At 68.6% G+C, this 23323-nt stretch carries 15 protein-coding genes, 2 tRNA genes and 3 pseudogenes; 9 read left to right on the plus strand and 11 right to left on the minus strand.

Features of this window, described 5'->3' with window-relative positions; translation table 11 throughout:
- The first annotated feature begins 101 nt into the window (after positions 1-101).
- Positions 102-776, plus strand: coding sequence for a Crp/Fnr family transcriptional regulator (locus AB0L59_RS30435; RefSeq protein WP_351618669.1), 675 nt, complete (start codon positions 102-104; stop codon positions 774-776).
- 646 nt (positions 777-1422) lie between these two features.
- Here the strand turns inward: AB0L59_RS30435 and AB0L59_RS30440 are convergent.
- The 4 genes from AB0L59_RS30440 to AB0L59_RS30455 all read right to left on the minus strand — a co-directional run bounded on the left by AB0L59_RS30440 (position 1423) and on the right by AB0L59_RS30455 (position 3941).
- On the minus strand, positions 1423-2253 hold the full coding sequence (locus tag AB0L59_RS30440) for an MBL fold metallo-hydrolase (protein ID WP_365589837.1): 831 nt from the start codon (positions 2251-2253) through the stop codon (positions 1423-1425).
- Positions 2250-3239, minus strand: a complete 990-nt coding sequence (locus tag AB0L59_RS30445; protein ID WP_365589838.1) for an NUDIX hydrolase — start codon at positions 3237-3239, stop codon at positions 2250-2252. Before AB0L59_RS30445 ends, AB0L59_RS30440 begins: the two co-directional genes overlap by 4 nt.
- 79 nt (positions 3240-3318) lie before the next feature.
- Positions 3319-3783 carry a RidA family protein gene (locus tag AB0L59_RS30450; RefSeq protein WP_365589839.1) on the minus strand — a complete coding sequence of 155 codons (465 nt, stop codon included), beginning with the start codon at positions 3781-3783 and terminating at the stop codon, positions 3319-3321.
- Positions 3780-3941, minus strand: a complete 162-nt coding sequence (locus AB0L59_RS30455) for a DUF4177 domain-containing protein (protein ID WP_003975360.1) — start codon at positions 3939-3941, stop codon at positions 3780-3782. The genes AB0L59_RS30450 and AB0L59_RS30455 overlap by 4 nt, the downstream gene beginning before the upstream one ends.
- Positions 3942-4083: 142 nt before the next feature.
- Here AB0L59_RS30455 and AB0L59_RS30460 point away from each other — a divergent pair, with 142 nt between their 5' ends.
- Both AB0L59_RS30460 and AB0L59_RS30465 read left to right on the plus strand, forming a co-directional pair.
- Positions 4084-5061 (plus strand): ArsA-related P-loop ATPase, encoded by a 978-nt coding sequence (locus AB0L59_RS30460; RefSeq protein WP_365589840.1) that lies wholly within the window; start codon positions 4084-4086, stop codon positions 5059-5061.
- Positions 5058-6422, plus strand: a complete 1365-nt coding sequence (locus AB0L59_RS30465; protein ID WP_365589841.1) for an ArsA family ATPase — start codon at positions 5058-5060, stop codon at positions 6420-6422. Before AB0L59_RS30460 ends, AB0L59_RS30465 begins: the two co-directional genes overlap by 4 nt.
- Before the next feature lie 537 nt (positions 6423-6959).
- Here AB0L59_RS30465 and wblA read toward each other — a convergent pair.
- Positions 6960-7298, minus strand: coding sequence for a transcriptional regulator WblA (gene wblA / locus AB0L59_RS30470; protein ID WP_063777071.1), 339 nt, complete (start codon positions 7296-7298; stop codon positions 6960-6962).
- Between the two features lie 494 nt (positions 7299-7792).
- Between wblA and AB0L59_RS30475 the strand changes: the two genes are divergently transcribed.
- Positions 7793-10123: a transglycosylase domain-containing protein gene (locus AB0L59_RS30475; protein ID WP_365589842.1), complete on the plus strand. Its 2331-nt coding sequence runs from the start codon at positions 7793-7795 to the stop codon at positions 10121-10123.
- Between the two features lie 123 nt (positions 10124-10246).
- Here AB0L59_RS30475 and AB0L59_RS30480 read toward each other — a convergent pair whose 3' ends face one another.
- Positions 10247-10714, minus strand: coding sequence for a GatB/YqeY domain-containing protein (locus AB0L59_RS30480; RefSeq protein ID WP_365589843.1), 468 nt, complete (start codon positions 10712-10714; stop codon positions 10247-10249).
- 94 nt (positions 10715-10808) lie between these two features.
- Here AB0L59_RS30480 and AB0L59_RS30485 point away from each other — a divergent pair, with 94 nt between their 5' ends.
- The 3 genes from AB0L59_RS30485 to AB0L59_RS30495 all read left to right on the plus strand — a co-directional run bounded on the left by AB0L59_RS30485 (position 10809) and on the right by AB0L59_RS30495 (position 12706).
- The gene (locus AB0L59_RS30485; RefSeq protein WP_365589844.1) at positions 10809-11735 is read left to right on the plus strand and encodes a metallophosphoesterase; all 927 of its coding nucleotides are present in this window, start codon (positions 10809-10811) and stop codon (positions 11733-11735) included.
- Between the two features lie 73 nt (positions 11736-11808).
- Positions 11809-12567, plus strand: coding sequence for a Pr6Pr family membrane protein (locus AB0L59_RS30490; protein WP_365589845.1), 759 nt, complete (start codon positions 11809-11811; stop codon positions 12565-12567).
- Between the two features lie 65 nt (positions 12568-12632).
- A tRNA-Pro gene (locus tag AB0L59_RS30495) sits at positions 12633-12706 on the plus strand.
- 97 nt (positions 12707-12803) lie between these two features.
- On the opposite strand, the pseudogene AB0L59_RS30500 reads toward AB0L59_RS30495, so the two are convergent.
- The 3 genes and pseudogenes from AB0L59_RS30500 to repSA all read right to left on the minus strand — a co-directional run.
- Positions 12804-13972: pseudogene (locus AB0L59_RS30500) on the minus strand (site-specific integrase).
- On the minus strand, positions 13972-14160 hold the full coding sequence (locus tag AB0L59_RS30505) for a helix-turn-helix domain-containing protein (RefSeq protein WP_365589846.1): 189 nt from the start codon (positions 14158-14160) through the stop codon (positions 13972-13974). Before AB0L59_RS30505 ends, AB0L59_RS30500 begins: the two are co-directional and overlap by 1 nt.
- Positions 14157-15281: pseudogene (gene repSA / locus AB0L59_RS30510) on the minus strand (replication initiator protein RepSA); the annotation flags it as partial. The pseudogene repSA and the gene AB0L59_RS30505, both read right to left, overlap by 4 nt.
- A gap of 1268 nt (positions 15282-16549) precedes the next feature.
- On the opposite strand from repSA, the gene fxsT reads away from it, so the two are divergent.
- Positions 16550-18979 carry an FxSxx-COOH system tetratricopeptide repeat protein gene (gene fxsT, locus AB0L59_RS30515; protein WP_365589854.1) on the plus strand — a complete coding sequence of 810 codons (2430 nt, stop codon included), beginning with the start codon at positions 16550-16552 and terminating at the stop codon, positions 18977-18979.
- Positions 18980-19558: 579 nt separating this feature from the next.
- Here the strand turns inward: fxsT and AB0L59_RS30520 are convergent.
- Positions 19559-20572, minus strand: a complete 1014-nt coding sequence (locus AB0L59_RS30520; RefSeq protein ID WP_365589847.1) for an AAA family ATPase — start codon at positions 20570-20572, stop codon at positions 19559-19561.
- A 961-nt stretch (positions 20573-21533) separates the two neighbouring features.
- Between AB0L59_RS30520 and AB0L59_RS30525 the strand changes: the two genes are divergently transcribed.
- Positions 21534-21651, plus strand: a tRNA-OTHER gene (locus AB0L59_RS30525).
- A gap of 29 nt (positions 21652-21680) precedes the next feature.
- Here AB0L59_RS30525 and AB0L59_RS30530 read toward each other — a convergent pair.
- Positions 21681-21908 (minus strand): annotated as a pseudogene (locus AB0L59_RS30530) (site-specific integrase); the annotation flags it as partial.
- Between the last annotated feature and the right edge of the window lie 1415 nt (positions 21909-23323).

The following is a 23323-nucleotide window of genomic DNA, read 5'->3' on the forward strand; positions in this document are numbered from 1 at the left end:
ACAGATCACACTGTTTGGACCGTCCGGCAAAATGGGGAACACGGTCCCCTGGCACTCGGGGGAGCAAGATCCCCTGAGCAGGTCGACAAGGAGAGAACTCAGTGGACGACGTTCTGCGGCGCAACCCGCTCTTCGCGGCTCTCGACGACGAGCAGGCCGCGGAGCTTCGCGCCTCCATGAGTGAGGTGACCCTCGCGCGCGGCGACTCCCTTTTCCACGAGGGCGACCCGGGCGACCGGCTGTATGTCGTCATCGAGGGCAAGGTCAAGCTGCACCGCACCTCCCCCGACGGCCGCGAGAACATGCTCGCCGTCGTCGGTCCCGGCGAGCTGATCGGCGAGCTGGCGCTCTTCGACCCGGGCCCCCGTACGGCCACCGCGACCGCACTGACCGAGGTCAAGCTGCTCGGTCTCGGCCACGGCGACCTCCAGCCCTGGCTGAACGCCCGCCCCGAGGTGGCCGGCGCTCTGCTGCGCGCCGTCGCCCGCCGCCTGCGCAAGACCAACGACGCCATGTCCGACCTGGTCTTCTCCGACGTCCCCGGCCGCGTGGCGCGCGCCCTGCTGGACCTGTCGCGCCGCTTCGGCGTGCAGTCCGAGGAGGGCATCCACGTCGTCCACGACCTCACGCAGGAGGAGCTGGCCCAGCTGGTCGGCGCCTCGCGCGAGACCGTGAACAAGGCCCTGGCGGACTTCGCCCAGCGCGGATGGCTCCGCCTGGAGGCCCGCGCCGTGATCCTGCTGGACGTGGAGAGGCTGGCCAAGCGGTCGCGCTGACGCTGGTCCCGGCCGTACGGCTCCGGGGTCCCGCTCCCGCGGGGGCCGGCCCCGCCGTCGTGCCCGCCGTTCCCGGGGACCGGCGCCCCCAGACCCCCGCTTCGGCCTGAACGACCTCGTCCTCGAGCGGCAGGACGGGCTGTTGAGGCCCGCCTGCGCCGAGAAGGGCCCCGCCCCCGAACCGCCCGCCCCGCGCGACCTCGACGCCCCCGGCCTCATCGCGCGCAAAGGCTCCCCCGCGCGCGTACCGCCGCCTTCCGTCGTGGCCGCTGCCTCCAGGTCTTGGCCGCCAGCTTTCCGCCGTGGCCGCCGAACGGGACCGGCTGCCGGCGGTCTTCGGCGCGCGCCTGCACAGCGCGTATCTGCGTATCTCCACGGGTCGATCCGCGTGGCACCGCGCGTGGGGCGCGGCGATCCGGATCGACGGCGTCGGCGCGCCGCTGTACGGCCAGCGGCCCAGGCCGCCGTCAGTGATCCGGACGTGCCGCGGTCGAACGTGGGCGACCCGTGGCCCTGACTCGCCGAGAGGTACGCGCGCGTGCACGCGTGAAGGCTCCCGGCCCGGAGGACTGACGCGGGGCCCCCGGAGGCTTGCTGTGAGGTGAGTCACAACCGGGGACCTGCCGTTCATCCTCGCGGGGACGGGCTAGATCAGCCCGTGCTCGCTCAGGTAGTCCAGCTGGGCCCGTACGGACAGTTCCGCCGCCGGCCACAGGGAGCGGTCCACGTCGGCGTACACATGGGCGACGACCTCGGCCGGGGTGCGGTAGCCGTTCTCGACCGCCGTCTCCACCTGGGCGAGCCGGTGGGCGCGGTGGGCGAGGTAGAACTCGACGGCGCCCTGGGCGTCCTCCAGGACCGGTCCGTGGCCCGGCAGGACGGTGTGCACTCCGTCGTCCACGGTCAGGGACCGCAGCCGGCGCAGGGAGTCCAGGTAGTCGCCCAGACGGCCGTCCGGGTGCGCCACGACCGTCGTACCGCGCCCGAGGACGGTGTCACCGGTCAGCACGGCCTGATCGGCCGGGAGATGGAAGCACAGCGAGTCCGCGGTGTGTCCCGGGGTCGGTACGACCCTCAGCTCCAGGCCGCCGACGGTGATCACGTCTCCCGCGCCCAGTCCCTCGTCGCCCAGGCGCAGTGCCGGGTCGAGGGCGCGCACGCGCGTGCCGGTGAGTTCCGCGAAGCGGGCGGCGCCCTCGGCGTGGTCGGGGTGGCCGTGGGTGAGCAGGGTCAGCGCTATGCGCTTGCCCGCCTTCTCGGCGGTGTCGACGACGGTGCGCAGATGGCCGTCGTCCAGCGGGCCCGGGTCGATCACGACGGCGAGATCGGAGCCGGGCTCGGCGACCATCCAGGTGTTCGTGCCGTCCAAGGTCATCGCGGAGGCGTTGGGCGCGAGGACGTTGACGGCCCGTGCGGTGGCGGGGCCGGAGAGCACCTGCCCGCGGGGCTGGCCGGGCAGCGCGCTTGCGTCGGTCATGCGGGGCCTCCACCCGTCGTCTCAGAGGTCGTCGCAGTGCTCGTGCCGGGGGCCGCCGCGGGGCCCGGTTCGGTGGGTGCCGGACCGGCCGGTCCGGAGGCTGACGGATCGGCCGGCTCCGTGCTAGGCGGAGCCGTCGGGATGTGCTTCGTGAACTCCTCGTGCCCCGGCCAGGACAGCACGATCCGGCCGTCCTGGAGGCGGGCGCTCGCCATCACCGGCGTCATGTCGCGCTCCGGGGCCGCCGCGAGCGCCTCGGCCGCGGTGGCGCACGGCAGCAGCTGGCGCAGGGTGGCGATGGTGGGCGGCATCATCAGCAGCTCGCCCTTGTCGTAGCCGGCGGCGGCCTCCTCGGGGCGGATCCACACCGTACGGTCGGCCTCGGTGGAGGCGTTCCGGGTGCGCTGTCCCTCGGGCAGGGCGGCCACGAAGAACCAGGTGTCGTAGCGGCGGGCCTCGAACGCCGGGGTGATCCAGCGGGTCCACGCGCCCAGCAGGTCCGAGCGGAGCACCAGACCGCGCCGGTCCAGGAACTCGGCGAAGGACAGCTCGCGCGCGACCAGCGCGGCCCGGTCCGCCTCCCAGTCCTCCCCGGTGGTGTCCCCGACGACCGAGTCCGGGTCGGGCCCGGCGAGCAGGACGCCCGCCTCCTCGTACGTCTCCCGTACGGCCGCGCAGACGATCGCCTGGGCGCCGGACTCGTCGACGCCGAGCCGGTCGGCCCACCACGCGCGCGTGGGGCCCGCCCAGCGCACCAGACGGTCGTCGTCGCGGGGGTCGACCCCGCCCCCGGGATACGCGTACGCGCCTCCGGCGAAGGCCATGGAGGCGCGTCTGCGCAGCATGTGGACCACGGGACCGTCCGGGGTGTCCTTCAGGAGCAGCACCGTGGCCGCGCGCCTGGGGGACACCGGCGTGAGGGTGCCGTCCGCGAGCGCGCGGATGCGGTCCGGCCACTCCGGGGGGTACCACTGACCGTTCGCCATGGCCGGAGGCTATCCCGTGTAGGGCGAATGTTCGAGAGGTGTCCGAGGTCAGAGGCGTTCCGCGGGATCACGGGCGGGCTTACTGAGCGAGTTCCACCTGGATCTCGACCTCCACCGGCGCGTCCAGCGGCAGCACCGCGACGCCGACCGCGCTGCGGGCGTGCACGCCCTTGTCGCCGAGGACCTCGCCGAGCAGTTCGCTGGCGCCGTTGACGACACCGGGCTGCCCGGTGAAGTCGGACGCGGAGGCGACGAAACCGACGACCTTCACCACGCGCGCGATGCGGTCCAGGTCGCCGGTGACGGACTTCACGGCGGCCAGCGCGTTCAGTGCGCAGACGCGGGCCAGGTCCTTGGCCTCCTCCGGGGTGACCTCGGCGCCCACCTTGCCGGTGACCGGCAGCTTGCCCTCGACCATCGGCAGCTGGCCCGCGGTGTAGACGTGGACACCGGACTGCACGGCCGGCTGGTACGCGGCCAGCGGCGGTACGACCTCCGGCAGGGTCAGGCCCAGTTCGGCCAGCCTGGCCTCGACCACGCTCATGCCTGCTTCTCCCGCTTCAGGTAGGCCACGAGCTGCTCGGGGTTGTTGGGCCCGGGCACGACCTGGACGAGCTCCCAGCCGTCCTCGCCCCAGGTGTCCAGAATCTGCTTCGTGGCATGGACGAGCAGCGGCACGGTTGCGTATTCCCACTTGGTCATGGCGCCGACTGTAGCCGCTGTGGCCGGTGGGGCAGGCGGCCGACCGTCAGCGGCGTTGTCCACAGGTCGGACGGCCGGCCGTGACCCCCGTTATCCACAGCCTCCCGCGTGAGTGTCGGCCGGACTGGTTAGTCTCGAAGACGTGAGCAGGCTCCAGGTCGTCAGCGGCAAGGGCGGGACCGGAAAGACGACGGTCGCCGCCGCACTCGCGCTGGCCCTCGCGACCGAGGGGAAGCGGACGCTTCTCGTGGAGGTCGAGGGCCGGCAGGGCATCGCGCAGCTCTTCGAGACGGAGGCGTTGCCATATGAGGAGCGGAAGATCGCGGTCGCTCCGGGAGGCGGCGAGGTGTACGCCCTCGCCATCGACGCGGAACTGGCCCTTCTGGACTACCTCCAGATGTTCTACAAGCTGGGCGGCGCGGGACGGGCCCTGAAGAAGCTCGGCGCGATCGACTTCGCCACCACCGTCGCGCCCGGCATCCGGGACGTCCTGCTCACCGGCAAGGCGTGCGAGGCCGTGCGCCGCAAGGACAAGAGCGGCCGGTTCGCCTACGACTACGTGGTCATGGACGCCCCGCCGACCGGCCGCATCACCCGCTTCCTGAATGTGAACGACGAGGTGGCGGGCCTGGCGAAGATCGGCCCGATACACAATCAGGCGCAGGCCGTGATGCGGGTGCTGAAGTCGCCGGAGACGGCGGTGCACCTGGTGACGCTGCTGGAGGAGATGCCGGTCCAGGAGACCGCGGACGGCATCGCGGAACTCCGCGCGGCCCGGCTGCCGGTGGGCCGGGTCATCGTGAACATGGTCCGTCCGGAGGTGTTGGACGCGACCGACCTGGAACTCGTACGAACCGTGGAGCGTTCCTCTGTCGCACAGGCGCTCTCGGCGGCCGGACTGGGCGGGGCCCGGCGCGGCGGTAACGCGCAGAAGCTGGTGGACCCACTGCTGCAGCAGGCCGCGGAGTACGCCGAGCGGTACGCGCTGGAGCAGGAGCAGCGCGCGGTCCTCGCCGAGCTGGACCTGCCGCTGGGCGAACTGCCGCTGCTCGCCGAGGGCATGGACCTGGCGGGTCTGTACGAGCTCGCCACCGAGCTGCGGAAGCAGGGGTTGTCATGAGTGCGGACCCGGCCGAGGCGCCCGAGACAGCGGAGACGGCCGAGGGGCGGGACAAGACCCACGGTCTCTCCCCGGCGCGCGCGCTGGACGTCGACCCGCTGCTGGACGACCCGAAGACCCGGATCGTGGTGTGCTGCGGCTCGGGCGGGGTCGGCAAGACGACGACCGCGGCGGCCCTCGGTCTGCGAGCGGCCGAGCGGGGTCGCAAGGTGGTCGTGCTGACCATCGACCCGGCCAGGCGGCTGGCCCAGTCGATGGGCATCGACTCCCTCGACAACGTCCCGCGCCGGGTCAAGGGCACGGACGGCGACGGCGAGCTGCACGCCATGATGCTCGACATGAAGCGCACCTTCGACGAGGTCGTGGAGGCGCACGCGGACCCCGAGCGGGCGGCCGCGATCCTGGCCAACCCCTTCTACCAGTCGCTCTCGGCGGGCTTCGCGGGCACGCAGGAGTACATGGCGATGGAGAAGCTCGGCCAGCTGCGCGCGAAGGACGAGTGGGACCTGATCGTGGTCGACACCCCTCCGTCCCGCTCCGCGCTGGACTTCCTGGACGCGCCCAAGCGGCTGGGCTCCTTCCTGGACGGCCGGCTCATCCGCCTGCTGACGGCCCCCGCCAAGCTGGGCGGACGCGCGGGCATGGCCTTCCTCAACGTCGGCATGTCGATGATGACCGGCACCCTGGGCAAGCTGCTGGGCGGTCAGCTGCTCAAGGACGTCCAGACGTTCGTGGCCGCGATGGACACCACCTTCGGCGGGTTCCGTACGCGCGCGGACGCCACGTACAAGCTGCTCCAGGCGCCCGGCACGGCGTTCCTGGTGGTCGCGGCCCCTGAGCGGGACGCGTTGCGGGAGGCGGCGTACTTCGTGGAGCGGCTGGCCGCGGAGAAGATGCCACTGGTGGGACTGGTGCTGAACCGGGTCCACGGCACCGGCGCCGGCCGGCTGTCGGCCGAGCGGGCGCTCGCCGCCGCCGAAAATCTTGAGGACCCCCGCATTGTGGATCAGGGGGACGGGAAAGCTGGACTTCGTAACTCTCCCGACCCATACGGCAGTTCGCGATCTCCCGCGTCCGAGACCGCAACCGACGCCCCCGCTTCCGAGGAAGGCTCCCCCGCCGACACGGAACGCTCCGTCGACCGGCTCGCCGCGGGCCTGCTGCGACTGCACGCCGATCGCATGCAGCTGCTCTCCCGCGAGCAGCGCACGCGTGACCGTTTCACCGCCCGTCACCCCGAGGTGGCGGTGGTCGAGGTTCCCGCACTGCCCGGTGACGTCCACGACCTCGTGGGCCTGCGCGACATCGGCGCCCGACTGGCCGCGGGCGCGGCGGAGCGTACGCGTACGGAGCTGCCGTAACGCGCCCCTGAGGCTCGCCCCGGTCGTCCCGAGGCGGGTGGCCGGCGACTGTGCGGCACCGCGCGGGGCGAGCGGTCGTCCACGCGTGGGCGGGCGTCTGCCTACGTGAGTGGCGGGCATGGACGGGTGACAGGGGCCCGCGCGCGGGCGCCCGTCACAGGCGTGCGGCCGACCGTCGTACGTGCGCGGGTGGCGCACGCGGCGACAGCGTGAGTGACGTACGGGCGCCCGAGGCGGGCGGCACACGCGTGACAGCAGTCGTACGGACGTACGGCATGCCTTCCGCGGGGCTCCGCGAGCGCAGGCCGCGAGGCCGACCCCCAACGCAAGCGGGGCCGCAAGGCCGATCGTGGTTTCCCCAGGCGTGAACCCGACCGGCGCTCCCCGCACCCCACCGCTTGCCGTGCCCCGGGCACGTGCCCACTCGGCGTCCCCGGGCCTGTGCCGGCCCTGCTTCCGTGGCCTACGCCCGAAGCTTCCTGGGACGTATGCGGGGCCGGAGCGGTGTGCCCCGGGGATGTGCCGGAGGCAATGCCCTCAGCTCACCGCCGCGTAGTTCTCGTACACCTCGTCGTTGTCGAGGGGCACGATGCCCGTCCCCCGCTCGTACTCCGAGCGGGCGGTCTCCAGCAGCCTGCGCCAGGAGGTCACGGTGGGTCGGCGACGCAGCAGTGCGCGGCGCTCCCGCTCCGTCATGCCTCCCCACACGCCGAACTCGACGCGGTTGTCCAGCGCGTCGGCCAGGCACTCCGTGCGTACCGGACATCCGGTGCACACCGCCTTGGCCCTGTTCTGCGCTGCTCCCTGAACGAACAGTTCATCCGGATCGGTAGTGCGGCAGGCAGCCTGCGCACTCCAGTCGGTTACCCAGCCCATACCGGCGCCGTCCTCTCCCGAATCGAGGCTCCCCCACGGCGGCAGCGGCATATTCACCGCCGCCAGTTGAGGACGTTACGGAAGGTGGGCACAGCGCAACACCCCCTTCGGGCCCAATCTTGAATGGCCCGAACGGACTATGGGTTAACGGCAGATCACCCGCGGGAGTGAGCTGGCGACATATGCGACCACCCCGGCAAAGCGGGACAGCTGTGGTGCGCCACACCGGGCGCCGAGTGACACATGAGGTGGATTCGGACACGTCCCCCTCGGAAGCCGGTCACGCCCCCGCGCGAAAGAACGGGCTACGCCCGGAACGATTCGGGGTCGCCGGACGTATTGATACGTGACCGCACTGCTGTGACAGTTGAGAGCAGCTTAGGCCAAGGCCTGCGCGCGTGTCCGGCGAATGGGAAGGTAGTCCTCCCTGCTTTGCCGTGCCGTGACGCGGCCGCTCTTTCGGAACGCTCACAAGTACGGATTAGGCTGCCCCCATGCCAAAGAAGCGCTCGGGCGGTGGTCTGTCGCCAACGCAGCAGGCCGCCAAGTTCCTCGGTGTCAGTGTGCTCGCCGGAGCCGTGATGGCGGGCATCGCGCTGCCCGCGGCCGGCGCGCTGGGCCTTGCGGCCAAGGGCTCGGTCAAGAGCTTCGACGAGATCCCGGCCAACCTGAAGAGCCCCCAGCTGAGCCAGCGCACGACGATCCTGGACAACCAGGGCAACCAGATCGCGACCGTCTACTCGCGTGACCGTACGGTGGTGGACCTCAAGGACATCTCGCCGTACATGCAGAAGGCGATCGTCGCGATCGAGGACTCGCGCTTCTACCAGCACGGCGCGATCGACCTCAAGGGCGTACTGCGTGCCCTGAACAAGAACGCGCAGGAAGGCGGCGTCGCCCAGGGCGCCTCCACGCTCACCCAGCAACTGGTGAAGAACTACTTCATCGAGGAGGCCGGCGACGACCCGACGAAGGTCGCCGAGGCCACCCAGCAGACCCTTGGCCGCAAGATCAAGGAGCTGAAGTACGCGATCCAGATCGAGGAGAAGCTCGGCAAGAAGCGGATCCTCGAGAACTACCTGAACATCACCTTCTTCGGCGAGCAGGCCTACGGCGTCGAGGCCGCCTCCCAGCGGTACTTCTCCAAGCACGCCAAGGACCTCAACCTCCAGGAATCCGCGCTGCTGGCGGGCATCGTGCAGTCCCCGAGCCGCTACGACCCGGTCAACGACGAGGCGGAGGCCACCAAGCGGCGCAACGTCGTGCTCCAGCGGATGGCGGAGGTCGGCGACATCTCGCAGAAGGAGGCCGACGAGGCCAAGAGGAAGCCGCTCGGGCTGAACCCGAGCCAGCCCAAGAACGGCTGCATCACCGCCGTCAAGGGCGCCGGTTTCTTCTGCGACTACGTCCGCGACGTCGTCCTGAACGAGCCGGTCTTCGGCAAGACCAAGGAGGCCCGGGCGAAGCTGTGGAACAAGGGCGGCCTGACGATCCGTACGACGCTCGACCCGCAGGCGCAGGAATCGGTCCAGGCGTCCATCAAGAAGCACGTCTACAAGTCCGACCCGGTGGCGACGGCCGCGGCCATCGTCGAGCCCGGCACCGGCAAGATCCTCGCCATGGGCCAGTCCCGCCCGTACGGCTTCGGCAAGGACGAGACGCAGATCAACCTCTCCGTCAACGCGGACATGGGCGGCGGCGCGGGCTACCAGGGCGGTTCGACGTTCAAGCCGATCGTCGCGGCGGCCGCGATCGAGGGCGGCAAGCCCCCGACGCAGCAGTACGCGTCGCCGTACGAGATGCCGTACCCGAGCCCGGTGCAGGCATGTGACGGCAAGGTCTGGCGCAACGACCCGCACAACCCGGCCAAGCTGACCAACGAGAACGAGTCCGAGCACGGCCCGATGGGCATGAAGGAGGCGACCGCCAAGTCGGTCAACACCTACTACGTGCAGCTGATCAGCGACATCGGCATCTGCCCGGTGACCCAGATGGCGGCGAAGATGGGTGTGCAGCGCGCGGACGGCCGGACCATGGACCAGGCCCCCTCCATCGCGCTCGGCACCCAGGAGGTGTCTCCGCTGACGATGGCGAACGCGTACGCCACCTTCGCCTCGCGCGGGATGTACTGCACGCCGATCGCCATAGAGTCGATCAGCCAGAAGATCGGCAGCGAGGAGAAGCCGCTGGAGGTGCCGAAGTCGACCTGCACGCGCGCGATGTCGGAGAAGACCGCGGACACCGTCAGCACGCTCCTGAAGGGCGTGGTCGAGGACGGTACGGGTCAGGAGGCCGGTCTCGGCGACCGCCCGAGCGCGGGCAAGACGGGTACGACGGACGAGCGCTACGCGGCCTGGTTCGACGGCTACACCCCGAACATGGCGGGCGCGGTCTGGGTCGGCGACCCGGCGCACAAGCGCCAGATGACCAACATCACCATCGGCGGCGTCCCGCACGACAAGGTGTTCGGTGGTGAGGTCCCCGGCCCGATCTGGCGCGACATGATGACCGGCGCGCTGAGCGGCAAGCCCGTGGAGGACTTCAATCTGATCGACATCCCCGACGACAACAACAAGGGGGACGCCCAGGGAAAAGGCCAAGGGGGGGGCACCGGGGGAACGAACGGGGACAGCACGGGCGGGATCGGCGGACTGATCGGCGGACTGACGGCCGGGGGAACAACAGGCGGCGGAACGACGGTGGGCGGCACCACGGGTGACCCGACCGGCGGCCCCTTCCCGTCACCGACCCTCTCCCTCCCGGGCAACTTCATCCAGGGCCAGGGGAACGCCGGCGGCAACGGGAACGGGGGCCGGCGGGGCTAAGCCCTGACTCGGGTCCGGATCCCGGTCCCGGTGACATGAGTACGGCGGCGGGCCGCACCCCCCGGTTCGGGGTGCGGCCCGCCGCCGTATCTGTGGCCGTCCGTCGTCCCCGGCCGGCTCGGCTCAGCCCTGGAGCAGCTTCTTCACCGCGGCGGCGACGCGGCCGCCCTCGGCCTGGCCGGCCACCTTCGGGTTCACGATCTTCATGACGGCACCCATGGCCCGCGGCCCCTCGGCACCGGCCGCCTTCGCCTCCTCCACGGCCTGGGCGACGATCGCGTTGAGCTCGTCGTCGGACAGCTGCTTGGGCAGGTACTCGGCGAGCACCTCGCCCTCCGCCTTCTCCCGCTCGGCCTGCTCGGGACGACCGCCCTGCGCGAAGGCGTCGGCCGCCTCGCGGCGCTTCTTCGCCTCGCGGGTGATCACCTTGAGGACCTCGTCGTCGGACAGCTCCCGCTTCTCCTTGCCCGCGACCTCCTCCTTGGTGATCGCGGCGAGCGTCAGCCGGAGCGTCGAGGAGCGGAGCTCGTCGCGCTCCTTGATCGCGGCGTTGAGGTCGTCGTGCAGCTTCGACTTGAGCGTGGTGGTCATGCGGTCGATTGTCGCAGGTGTGCCCGCGTGAACGCCCGCTGATTTAAGGGACGGCCGGTCTCGTCGGCGCCTGCGGGTCTGACACGATGGAGGCATGCGCGCGCGATACGGAGTACCCCTGGGAATCATGGCGGCAGGCGCCGCCGGTCTGGCGTACGCGGCGGGCTTCGAGGCCCGCTCCTTCCGCCTGCGACGGGTGACGGTCCCGGTCCTCCCGCCCGGTATGCGCCCGCTGCGCCTGCTCCAGGTCTCCGACATCCACATGGTCGGCGGTCAGCGCAAGAAGCAGCGGTGGCTGCGGTCGCTCGCCGGCCTGCGCCCCGACTTCGTGATCAACACGGGCGACAACCTGTCGGACCCGGAAGGCGTCCCAGAGGTCCTGGACGCGCTCGGCCCGCTGATGGAGTTCCCGGGTGCGTACGTCTTCGGCTCCAACGACTACTACGGCCCCAAACTCCGCAACCCCGCCCGCTACTTGCTGGAGAAGACGAGCGGCCGGCACGGACTGAACGGCAACCCGCCGGCCGTGGGCGTCATCCACAACCCGTGGGAGGACCTGCGTGACGGCTTCGACGAGGCGGGCTGGCTGAACCTGACGAACACGCGGGGTGTCCTGAAGGTCGAGGGCGTCTCGATCGAGCTGACGGGCCTCGACGACCCCCACATCAAGCGCGACCGTTACGCCCGGGTGGCGGGCGGCCCCTCCGGCACGTACGACTTCTCGATGGGCGTGGTCCACGCCCCGTACCTGCGCACCCTGGACGCGTTCACGGCGGACGGCTACCCCCTGATCCTGGCCGGGCACACCCACGGCGGCCAGCTGTGCATCCCCTTCTACGGCGCGCTGGTCACCAACTGCGACCTGGACACCGACCGGGTGAAGGGCCTGTCCACCCACACCGCGGAAGGCCACACCTCCTACCTCCACGTCTCGGCGGGCTGCGGCACCAACCGCTACACCCCGGTCCGCTTCGCGTGCCCACCGGAGGCGACGCTGCTCACGTTGGTGGGGCGGTCGTAGCCCCCGGGGACCTGGTAACCCACTCGGAGCAAGCCGCGTGGCCCCGCCCCTCCCCCGCTCCTAGCGTGAGGGCATGACCGCCCCGATACCCAGGGACATCCCGGACCTGCCCGCGGTGCCGCGCCCGCCCCTGCTGCTGCCCTCCCCGGTCCCGGCCACGGCGGTGGTGGCCCCGGTCCGCCGCCCCGTCGTCGCGCTCTTCCGCCTGCTGACCGCCCTGGCGGCGGCAGCCGGCGTAGCCCTGGAAGTCCTGCTGGGCGCCCCGGCCCGCACCCTGAGCTACTTCAGCGTCCAGGCCAACATCCTGCTGGCCATCGTCATGCTCATGTCGGCATCGAGGGCCTGGCGGGCACGCCGCCCGCTGCCGTCCGGCGTGACAGGCGCCACACTTCTCTACGTCGTGATCGCGGCGGTCGTCTACCACCTGCTCCTGGCCCACACCACGCCCCCGTTCTCCATGACCGGCGCGACGACGGTCCCGCAGCGCTGGCACGGCTCATGGGCCACGCTCCAGATCCTGCACACGCTGACGCCGGTGGCGGCCCTGCTGGACTGGCTGCTGCTCACCCCCGCGGCCCGCCTGCACCTGCGCCAGACGGCCACCTGGCTCCTCTACCCCCTGGTCTACCTGGTCTTCTGCCTCAGCAGACCGGCCTTCTTCACGCCTTCGAACCCCGCCCGCTACCTCTATCCCTTCCTGGACGTGGCCGCCCACGGCTACCGCAGCACCCTGGCCAACGCCCTCCTGCTGGGCCTGGCGATCTACGCCCTGGCCGTCCTCCTCGTGGCCGTGGACCACACCCGCCCGACCCCCGTCCGCCGCCGGGTCTGAACCGGATTTCGTCTACAGCCACCGGTGGGCTAAAGTAAACGTCGTCGCCGCGAGAGCAGCGACATCGGGGTGTAGCGCAGCTTGGCAGCGCGCTTCGTTCGGGACGAAGAGGTCGTGGGTTCAAATCCCGCCACCCCGACAGCCGAAACAGCAGGTGAGGCACCTACCAATGTTGGTAGGTGCCTCACCTGTTTTTGCCTGCGTGTCTATCTGCGTGACTACCGCTTTCCGCGTGTCTACGGGCGCCGCTCCTGCGCGCCGAAGATCCCGTCCATGACCACAGCCCCGGTCTGGATCACGGGCCGGATCTACTTCCGGTAGACCTCCTCGGTCACGGCCGTCCCGGAGTGGCCGACGAGTCGAGAGATCTCCTCCAGCGGGACGCCACGGTCAGAGAGCAGGGACACGAAGCTGTGTCGCAGCTCCCTCGGGGTCCACTCGTCGGCGTTGATCCCGTCGGCGTCCTTGAGCGCCTGGCGGAAGGCGCGGCGGACGTTGGTGGCGTCGAGCGGCTTGCCGACGGCCGAGGAGAAGACGAGCCCGTGTTCCTCCCACTTGTCACCGGCGGCGAGTCGTTCCCAGCCCTGGTCCTCGAAGTGCTGCCACAGGACCTCCACGCAACGCGCCGGCAGAGCGAGCGTTCGCCGAGACTTGCGGGTCTTCGTGTCCCCGCCGCGCCGGACCGAGCGCCACACCGCGATGTGCGGAGGCTGCGGCGGGTCGGCGTCCGGGCGGCCCTTCAGGGAGACGTGGTCCCAGGTGAGCGCGCGCAGCTCCTCGGTGCGGGCACCGGTCAGCAGGGCGACGACGATGTACGCGTGCATCGAGGTCCCTCGGCTGCCTTCAGTACCGACTCGGCCTGGGCGAAGGTCAGCGCCTTGGACGGCCGCCCCTGCTGGCCCTGGGGTACCGAGCACAGCTCGACGACGTTGCGCTTCACCTTGTCCCGCGCCATAGCCCGCTTGACCGCGCGGTTCAAGCAAGAGTGGACGGCTTGCAGTGTGCGAGTGCTGAGTGTCTGCGCCTTGGCAGCGAGCCAACGATCAACGTCCTCCGCACTGAGATCTCGGAGCTTCCGGGCACCCAGCGCGGGGATCACATGGTTCTGGCTCAAGATGGTGCAGGTCTCGACGGTGCCGGGGTCGCGGCCCGCCAGGCCATAAGCGAGCCAGTCGTTCACGGCGTCGGCGACGGTGTACCCAGTCGGCGCGATGGCGAGGCCGTCTTCGTGGTCCCGCAACACCTCCTTGAGCTTGTTCTTGGCCTCGGTCTTGATCTTGCCACTCCCCCGCTTGACGATCCGCTTGCCGCTCGGGTCGTAGCCGAGGTTCGCCGTGGCGATCCACCTCTGCCGCTTCTCGTCCCAGTGCAGGCCCCCGTCACCGCGGCTACGGCGCTTGGTCATCAGGCGGCCTCCGCCAACTGGCTCTGGATGAAGTCGCGGACCGCATCGGCGGGGATGCGACGAGCCCCATCGATCTTGATGGAAGCGAGGCGGTGGGTCCGGATCAGGTCGTAGACCTTGGACCGACCGACCTTCAGCCGCGCCATGACGTCGGACACGGTCAGCAGTTCCGGAGTGGCGGTGGTCATGCTGCGGCTCCTTCCTGGGCCAGTTGGTCGCGTAGGGCTTCGCGGGCGGTGTCGCGGTTGAGCTGGAGGTCGCGGGCGATGGTGGCGGCGAGGGCGGATTCGCCGGGAGTGTGGCCGTGGCCGGCGTACTGCCAGTCGGCCAGGACCAGGACGGTGTCCGGCTCGGTGTCGTCCAGGCCGAGGGCTTCCCGTTCCTGAGCGGCGCGGTAGTCGGCGCGTTCCTGGCGGAGGGTGCCGAGGGTGGTGGAGTAGCGGCGGGACTTGGAGCTGAAGTGGCCGCGGAAGCCGAGCATGTGGGCCCAGGCCCAGAGGCGGCGGTCGGGGTAGAGCCGGTCGAGTTCCTTGCAGGCCGTGATGAGGCGGCGGGTGTGGTCGGGGACCTGGTGGCGGTCGAGCTCGGAGAGTTCACCGATGCGGCGGTCGAGGGTGCCGGTGTTCTCGGCGGCCTTGGTGGCGTACTTGGCGACGTAGGAGGCGACGGCCTGCTCGGTGATGTCGGAGCCGTCGCCGAAGGCCTTGACTGGGCGTACGTCGAGTTGCGTGCCCCAGCGGAAGGTCCGGGCGGGTTGGTCTGCGGCGGCCGGGACGGAGACGGATGTGTAGGAGTGGGCCGCAGCTGCACGGATCGCGTCGGCGAGGAGGTCGACGGTGGCCCAGGCGGGCGGCGGGGTCTCCGGGCCGTCGGGGCCGTCGAGGCGTATGACCGCGTGGAAGTGCAGGGATCCGCGCTTCTGGAACTCCGCGACCTTGCCGTAGGAGACGCGGCAGCGGTCGGCGAGTTCGCTGCGGGTGAGGCCGGCGCGGGCGGCGATCTCGCGGCGGAGCCGGGTGGTGAAGCGCTGCCAGAGCTGTCCGGCGTGGTTGTTGAACAGGACCGCGCCCGCGTAGTCGTACGTCTCCGGGTCGAGCGCGGTGCCGAGGGCCGGGTCGTCGTCGGGGTGGCGGGTGCCGCAGCGGCAGGTGCCTCGGTCGGGGCGGTTGTGGACGGGCCCGAAGGACGGGGCGGTGAGGGTGGCGAAGACGCGGGGGTGGTCGCGGACCGTGGCGGGGATGTCGCGGCGGTCGTCCCCGGCGAGACCGGCGCGGATGAGGTGGTAGGTGTCGCCCGCGTAGGTCCAGGCCCGTGTAAGGCCATTGAAGTTGGCAGCCAACTAGCTCCACTTGGTCGCCGCCTATAAACAAATCCCTAACAACTCTGCTCACGGGCGCCGGTGTTGCACCATGCATGAGAGGACAACAAGAAGGCCCACCTCGCCGCGCAGGCTTCCCGGCGAGGCGGCAGAGGTGGGCGGTGAACCCTTAGGAGGGCTCAGAGATGAGTGTGCTTCTTTCCCTGCAGGAGCTGTCAAACCCACGCCCGAAATTGTGGGTGGTCATAGTCGTTGTGATCATCGTGGTCACCTGGCGTGAAGTGAGCGACATCGTCACTGCATGCGCATTGGTCTTGGAGGCGGTTACCGCCGTCTCCGCTGGTGTTGCTGTACAGCAGAGGAGTACAGCAACCGCGACGTCTCTTATCGCTCGTCATGGTCCGTCACAGGCTCTCTGACCGGCCGTAGAGACCTCAACACCCCCCCGTGCCCATAGTTCGCATCGAGGGGGTACACCACGACGCCCCCGCTCGGGCCGTCTCTGGGCCGTGCGGGGGCGCTCAACGACGACCAACGCTGACAACCACCGACGGTTAAGTCGCAGGTCGCAGCGTCGATCGATTACACGGCCGCAGGCCAGGGACCCGGCCCGTCACTTCTTCGGTGACTGATCGCACTCAATGGGGCTTGACTCGTCCGTTGAGGCTCCGCACTCTCAGTGGCACGGTGCCAGATGTGGATTGGTGGGGGTTGTGGGTTCATGCGGCGGGTGGAGATATCTACGTGCCAACATGGTCGGTCTAAAGGCTGATGCCTGACTGTTCTTGGGGGTGGGTTGTGCAGGCTGCTCTGCGGTGGCTGGTGGCGGTGGTGGGTTCGGCTCTGGCGTTCGCTGTGGTGGCGGTGCCGTGGGCAGTGCTGTCGACGGGGGGCGATGTTCCGTGGGATGTGATCAGTCCGGTGGCGGGTGTGGTGGCAGCGGGGGTACTGGCCGCCCTGGGCTGGTGGGCATCGCAGGCCGGCGGGGCCGGGACTCGTCGGGTGCGACAGTCTGCCCGCGGTGGGGGCCGCATCCGGCAGACGGGTGGCAGTCAGGGCGTAGGGGCCGGGTCGCCAGGTGCTGCGGTGGGTGAGGACCTGCGGCAGAAGGCCCGTTCCGACGGCGCAGGGGACATCGATCAGGTCGGCGGGGACCGGGCCTGAGGCCAAGGAGGCGAGGGGTGGCGGGGGGCTCGGGGCAGCACCGTGTGCGCCAGCAGGCACAGGCGCACGGCAATGTGACGCAGGTGGCGGGGGACATGCATGTGCATCCTGCGCCGGTGCAGGATCCGTCGGTCGAGTGGCCAGTATGGGTAGGGGATGTCCCGCGTCCGGCCGCGGCTTTCCAGCCCCGCGCACAGGTGCACAAGAAGGTGAAGGCGGCGCGTGGCGGGGGCCGTGACGTAGTGCTGTCCGGTCCTGGCGGGGTAGGCAAAAGCCAGCTTGCGGCGTCCCTGGCGCGGGAGCTACGGGATCAGGAGCGTGCGGATGAGGCCGGGGTGGATGTGCTGGTGTGGGTGCGTGCCACCGGCATTGACCAAATCATCAGCGCGTACGCGGAAGCGGCCGGCCGGTTACACATTCCCGGAGTGTCCCCTGAGGATGAGGAGGGTGCGGCACGGCTGTTTCTGCGGTGGCTGGCGGCGACCGGGCGGCGGTGGCTGGTGGTACTGGACGACATCGGCGACCCTACCTGCGTTCGGGACTGGTGGCCCGACAGCGGGACCGGCCACGGCTGGGTCCTCGCCACCAGTCGGCGTGAGGACGCCCAGCTCAGCGGTCAGGGGCGCGCCCTAATCCGGATCGGCCTCTACACGGACCCCGAGGCCCGCGCCTACCTGAAGCGCCGGCTCGCCGATGCCGGTCACGCCTATCTGCACGATCGCGCCCAAGCGGGCGAGATGGCCGCTGAACTCGGTCACCTTCCCCTCGCACTTGGTCATGCTGCCGCGTATCTCATCAACAAGCGGACCTCGATGGCCGACTATCTCGCCCTGCTGCGCGACAACGGCAGCCAGCTGGGCGATCTACTGCCGGCGAGCGCGGACACCGAGAGCTACGGGCGTCCCGTCACCGCTTCGCTGCTGCTCTCCCTCGACGCGGTAGAGGAGTCCGACGCCGGTCGCCTGGCTAGGCCCCTGCTGCACCTCGCCTCCCTCATGGACCCCCTCGGCCACCCCGCCGCCGCATGGACGACACCCGAAGCACTCGACCACCTGCGCACCGCACGTCCGCCGCAACGCCGGTGGCTACTCAAGCATTACCCGCCCGTAACCGAGATGGAAGTGCACTACGCGCTGGAATGCCTGCGTACCTACGCCCTGATCACCCAGGACGCCGCCACCGCCCCCTTGCGTATGCATGCCCTGACCGCCCGCGCCGTGCGTGAGACCATCCCGCCCGGCACGTTGCCCACCACAGCTCGCACCGCCGCCAGCGCCATCAGGAGTCTGTGGCCTCGCCACGACCATGAAAAGCGGGAACTGGCCGCCCTGCTCCGCGCCAACGTGGTCCATCTCGACCAGCTGACCCGGCCGGCCCTGTGGCAGCCCGCAGCCCACCCATGCATCTACAGGGTCAGCCACAGTCTGGCCGAAGCAGGTCTTTACCACCAGGCGATTGAGTACAACGTAACGACCGTGAGGCTCAGCAACAGCATCCACGGCCCCGACCACCTCGACACCCTCAAAGCCCGCAACAACCTCGCCAACTCCTACCGTGATGCCGGGCGGGTCCAAGACGCCCTCGACCTCGGCGAGCAGGTCCTGGCCGACTACGAACGGATCCTGGGCCCCGACCACCCCGCCCACACCCTGCAAGCCCGCGGCGACCTCGCCCTCTGCTACAGCGCAGCCGGGCGGGTACAAGACTCCCTCGACCTGCGCGAGCGGGTCCTGGCCGACTTTGAGCGGATCCTGGGCCCCGACCACCCCAACACCCTCACCGCGCGCCACAACCTCGCCAACTCCTACAGTGATGCCGGGCGGGTCCAAGACGCCCTCGACCTCGGCGAGCAGGTCCTGGCCGCCTACGAACGGATCCTGGGCCCCGACCACCCCAACACCCTCACCGCGCGCCACAACCTCGCCCTCTTCTACAGTGATGCCGGGCGGGTCCAAGACGCCCTCGACCTCGGCGAGCAGGTCCTGGCCGCCTACGAACGGATCCTGGACCCCGACCACCCCAACACCCTCAAAGCCCGCAACAACCTCGCCAACTTCTACAGTGATGCCGGGCGGGTCCAACACGCCCTCGACCTCGGCGAGCGGGTCCTGGCCGACTACGAACGGATCCTGGGCCCCGACCACCCCAACACCCTCACCGCGCGCCACAACCTCGCCCTCTTCTACCGTGATGCCGGGCGGGTCCAAGACGCCCTCGACCTCGGCGAGCAGGTCCTGGCCGACTACGAACGGATCCTGGACCCCGACCACCCCAACACCCTCAAAGCCCGCAACAACCTCGCCCTCTTCTACGGCGCAGCCGGGCGGGTCCAAGACGCCCTCGACCTGCGCGAGCGGGTCCTGGCCGACTACGAACGGATCCTGGGCCCCGACCACCCCGACACCCTCAAAGTCCGCAACAACCTTGCCCGGGCCCGCGAAGCTGCGACCGCTGTACAGCAACCAGATACAGCAACCCCGTCAACCACACCCGACCGCCAACCCCCCTCAGAAACGCCTAAGTGACCGGTATGACCGTCTCCGGCCAATCTCTGTAGAGCTACGGATCAGAAGGTGCCGTGCCCCAGTCGTGCCCGAGCAAGCGAGGAACAACGGGAAACATCGGGCAGTCACGGCACTTGGAACACAAGAGCGGCCCCCGACCGAAAACCCGGGTCAGAGGCCGTTCTCACAGCGCCTACGATCGTGCAAGGTGACACTGCCGGCTCACTACATCAACACGCCAGGAAGCTTCGGTCACATCATCCTACGGCCCGCCTGATCATTCTCCTCAAGTGATCCTGCGCCGCCGACTGTTCATGATAGCCACCCCAAATAGCAGCAGGGACCCATTCGGGCCCTTTCCTCACATCTAGCGTAGGAGCGAAGCCTTCAAGCTCCCCCACCTTCACTGCGACAATCCCAAGCTCATCCAAATTCTCCAGGAGACGCACAGCCGCCGCAGCAGCACCCGGGTTGCCCCGCCAAGCTGATTCACCGTATTGCTTGAGCGCCTTCCATGGACTTTCCTTCGAGCGGACCAAAGTGCGAAATTCATCGGCGGTAGCCGAATCGAAAACATTCCCCTCACGCCCCTTGAAGGCATCATTCAATGACTTCAAAATCACGGTCGATCAGCACAGGCAGGCCTCCTTTTCCGCCGGAAGGAACGAAGAGGATCTCCGACGGGGGCACTGGTAGTTCCTGTTGAGTATCCAGAAACTCCAAGGCGGCACTGTAGAAAGTACAATCGCGGTCCCCCTCAGCGAGGACAGTCAGCTTGTGGAACAACCCGTCGAGGACGTTCGTGTGACGCAACACAGGATCGGCCCAAATACGCCGCAGGTTGGCAACGCTCAGTTGATGAGCCGTCGTCACGTTGGACGGGGAGCGATCCAACCGAACAATGGAGATGTCTGCATCTGACTGGAGCAAGCCAGCCAGCAGATTTTTGTCATGGGTCGCCAGCACGACCTGCATCGACATTTCTTTAGCCAGTTGGCCGAGAACTCGGCCAAGTTGTGTTGCCTGCGGCGGATGGAGGAAAGCTTCTGGTTCATCAATCATCACTACTTGGTAAGTAGCCGTAATCAGCGGAAGCATCAATCCAATGAAGCTCCGCATGCCATCACCTTGACTATCCAATCGCGGCAAAACGGAAATTGCGTTTCTGTATTCTAGTGTGACCTTATCGAACGGAGGGGCCTCTACGGACGGGGCGCCGACTCGAATGTTCAACATTTTACTCAAGAGGTCCAATGTAAGCGGGCTCTTGAAAACACGCATGGATAGGTCGCTTAGCTCCTCAAATAGCTCATGCTGGTCTTGAAGCGCATGCACTGGGTGAGTCGGATGCTCTTCAAGCGTATTACGCATCTCTACTGGATTGACAAAATTAATCCTGTGCCATGGGTCGCCATAGAAAAGTACAAATGATGTTAGTGAATTCAGCCCCATACCGCTTGCCGCGCCAGCCAGACACTGGCTCACCTCGAACAAGTTCACATTCCCAGCCACGTGTCTGGAGAAGGTCGGATTGGGGACGTATCTATTTACGTGAGAAGTCTCCTCAAGCCAGGCAATCGCGTCTTCCTCTTTACCTGTGATCTGAACGCCCACAGCTTCGATCAAGGTTGGCGCGGGATGGAAATGCGACCTAGCCCCTTGATTTAGTCGCACCTGAATCTGCTTAAGAATGGTCGACTTTCCGACATTATTAGGTCCGACGAAAACTGTAACGCCAGGTTTTGGAAAATCAATACTTTACCCTCCGGGCAAAGTGACCCCAGAGAGGCCTACCGAAAACTGGCTAGCGTCTCCGATATTTTCTAGAGTTTCCATACCCCACCCTCACATCACGCCGGTCAGCTCCACCACCCATGATGCTAAACATGCGTCACATCCGCACGCCTTTTGAGTGATCTCGGCAAGAATCCGCGAAATCTGTGTTGGGCCGGAAGTGACCATGGAGTTGACCGCCGGCGCATGGCCGGTCGGCCGCTGGCCCCACTGAGTGTCTGGCTGCGTGACAACGCCCACGGGCAACGGCAGACGAGCATGGGCGTCAGCGGACCATCAACGCAGGTGAAAGATGACCTAGCCCAAGGCGGAGGCCTCTACTGAGTTGCTTCGGGACGAAGAGGTCGTGGGTTCAAATCCCGCCACCCCGACACAGGCCAGAGGCCCATTCGCATGATCGCGAATGGGCCTCTGAGCGTTTGTACAGCAGCGGAGTACAGCAACCTCTATGGCTCTTGCTGGCCGTCCCTGTCCGGCTGCTCTTCCTGCTCGCTCGTGCCTTTCTTCCTGCCGTCCTTCTGCTTGCTCCCGCCGAGTGGCCTTTCCGAGCTTCCGGAGCGCCCGCCGGGTCTCGGCGGAAGGTACGTGCGTGTAGACCTCCATCGTCACTGCGATCTCGGAGTGCCGAAGGATCTGCGTCGCGATCCGGGGGCGGACGTCCAGGGCTGCCAGGAGCGAGGCGCAGGCGTGGCGGGTGCCGTGCACGTCGGATCTGCCGCACCTTGGCGCGGTCGCACCGCCGGTTGAACTCGCGGGTAGAGTTCCGGGGCTCGACCGGAATGCCGTAGCGCGTGGTGAAGACGAGATCCGATTCCGTCCAGAGATCCTTTGCCGCCGCCTTCGCCACTTCCTGTTCCTCCGGCGAAGCGGTGTCGCGGGTTCGAATCCCGCCGGGGGCACAGAGAGAAGGGCCGACTCGGGAGGGTTCTCAGCCCTTCTCGTCGGAGTCGGAGCCCGCTCCCCCGCCACCCCGGATCATGGCCCCGAGCCGATCCGCGGTGGCCCTGTCCCGGTCACGGTCTCTGGCCATGTGCTGATAGATCAGCGCGGCGCGTGAGCTGCTGTGGCCCATGTGGGTCATCGGCTCCCGGGTGCTCGCCCCGGCCGTCGAGGCGAGCGTGTCGCCCGCGTGCCGAAGGTCGTGGAAGTGGAGTTCGGTCGGGAAGGCCATGGGGATCGACGTCTTTTCTCTTCGCCCCCTCCAGCGTCGGAGGGGTTGCGGCGCCCGCCCGCCACGACTCGCATGTCTGCTCATCGTCACCCATTCTGAGTAATAGGCCGTCCCTGGCATAAGCCCGGTCATCCCGAAGCACCGAACCAGGGGCACGCGAGAGGAGAAAGCCATGCACATACGACGACTGCTTGGGCTCGCCCTCGCCACAGCAACCCTCGCCTGCGTGAGTGCCGCCGGCGCCGCCACCGCTCAGGCATCGACGTATCCGACTATCTCGGCCGAACAGTGCACGGCCCAGGGCGGAACGGTCCACCCGGGCGGCCCCTACTCCGGCCCCACGTGCAGGTTCCCCGACGGGCACTCGGAAAGCATTACCTGAGCGCGCCGGACCAGACGGGCGGGATGGCGGCCCTGGCATCATGGAGAATCGCCGTGTACAGGTGGCTTTTGATGGTCTGGCAGATCCGTCGGGGCTCTCTGCGCAGAACGTGACGTGCCCGCACTACTCAACCTCCGGTGAGACGACGCAACTCGGACCTGGTCTCCTGCCGCGCGCACGAACTCTTTACAAGCTGCGGTGCCAGCCATCTTCGCCAACGTCGGCACGCTGAAGCGGTCTTCGCCTTTCAGGTGGTGCTCGCCCTACAAGGATTGCCCCGCGGCCGGACCGAAGTGCGCGGGGTGACGGGCTGTTCTAGCGTCGTATGGGGGAGGGGAGATACTGCCGAGCCGAGGGTCGCCGGGGCGGGACTCCGATTGCACACCGCCACGTCCGCTGCTCGGCGCCTTGAATCCGCGAGTCCCGACCAATCCCGGAGAGTAGGTGGCTCCCATGTGCACGTCGTCCCGCGCAGCCGGTCTCCTCACCGGTCTAGCCCTCGTACTTGGCGTCGTCTTCGCCGCCCCCGCCGCCCATGCGGACATCCCGGCCTGCACAAACCTGGTCCAGGGGGCGGGCGTCGAAGTCTCGGATGCCGTCAGAACGGCATGCACCCAAGGTGTGCACAACGACCTACAAGGCTGTGTGAAGGGCCTGACCGAGGCCGGCGTGCCGGGCGGCGCCGCGAACGGTGCCTGCCGGCTGGCGGCCAATCCCCCAAGGTAACGAGCGCACGCTGGTGGTTGCTGTACAGCAGCGGAGTACAGCAAGCACCGCAACCGCAGGCGCCCAGCAAAGGTCTTCGAAGACCTCACGACAAGCGTCCTGGGCCGCGAGGGCCATGCAGCCGATAGTTCGGGACGAAGAGGTCGGGGGTTCAAATCCCGCCAACCCGACGCCATAGGCCCCACCAACGGCACCAAGCTGTCCCGTCTCAGTCGGTCTGGTCGGAATCTCAGATGATCTGGTCCGTTTCGCTCGTCGCCTCAGGTGATCTGGCTCCTGGCGTGGGAGCAGG

This window comes from Streptomyces sp. NPDC052109 (assembly GCF_040680195.1).
Taxonomy (GTDB): Bacteria; Actinomycetota; Actinomycetes; order Streptomycetales; family Streptomycetaceae; genus Streptomyces.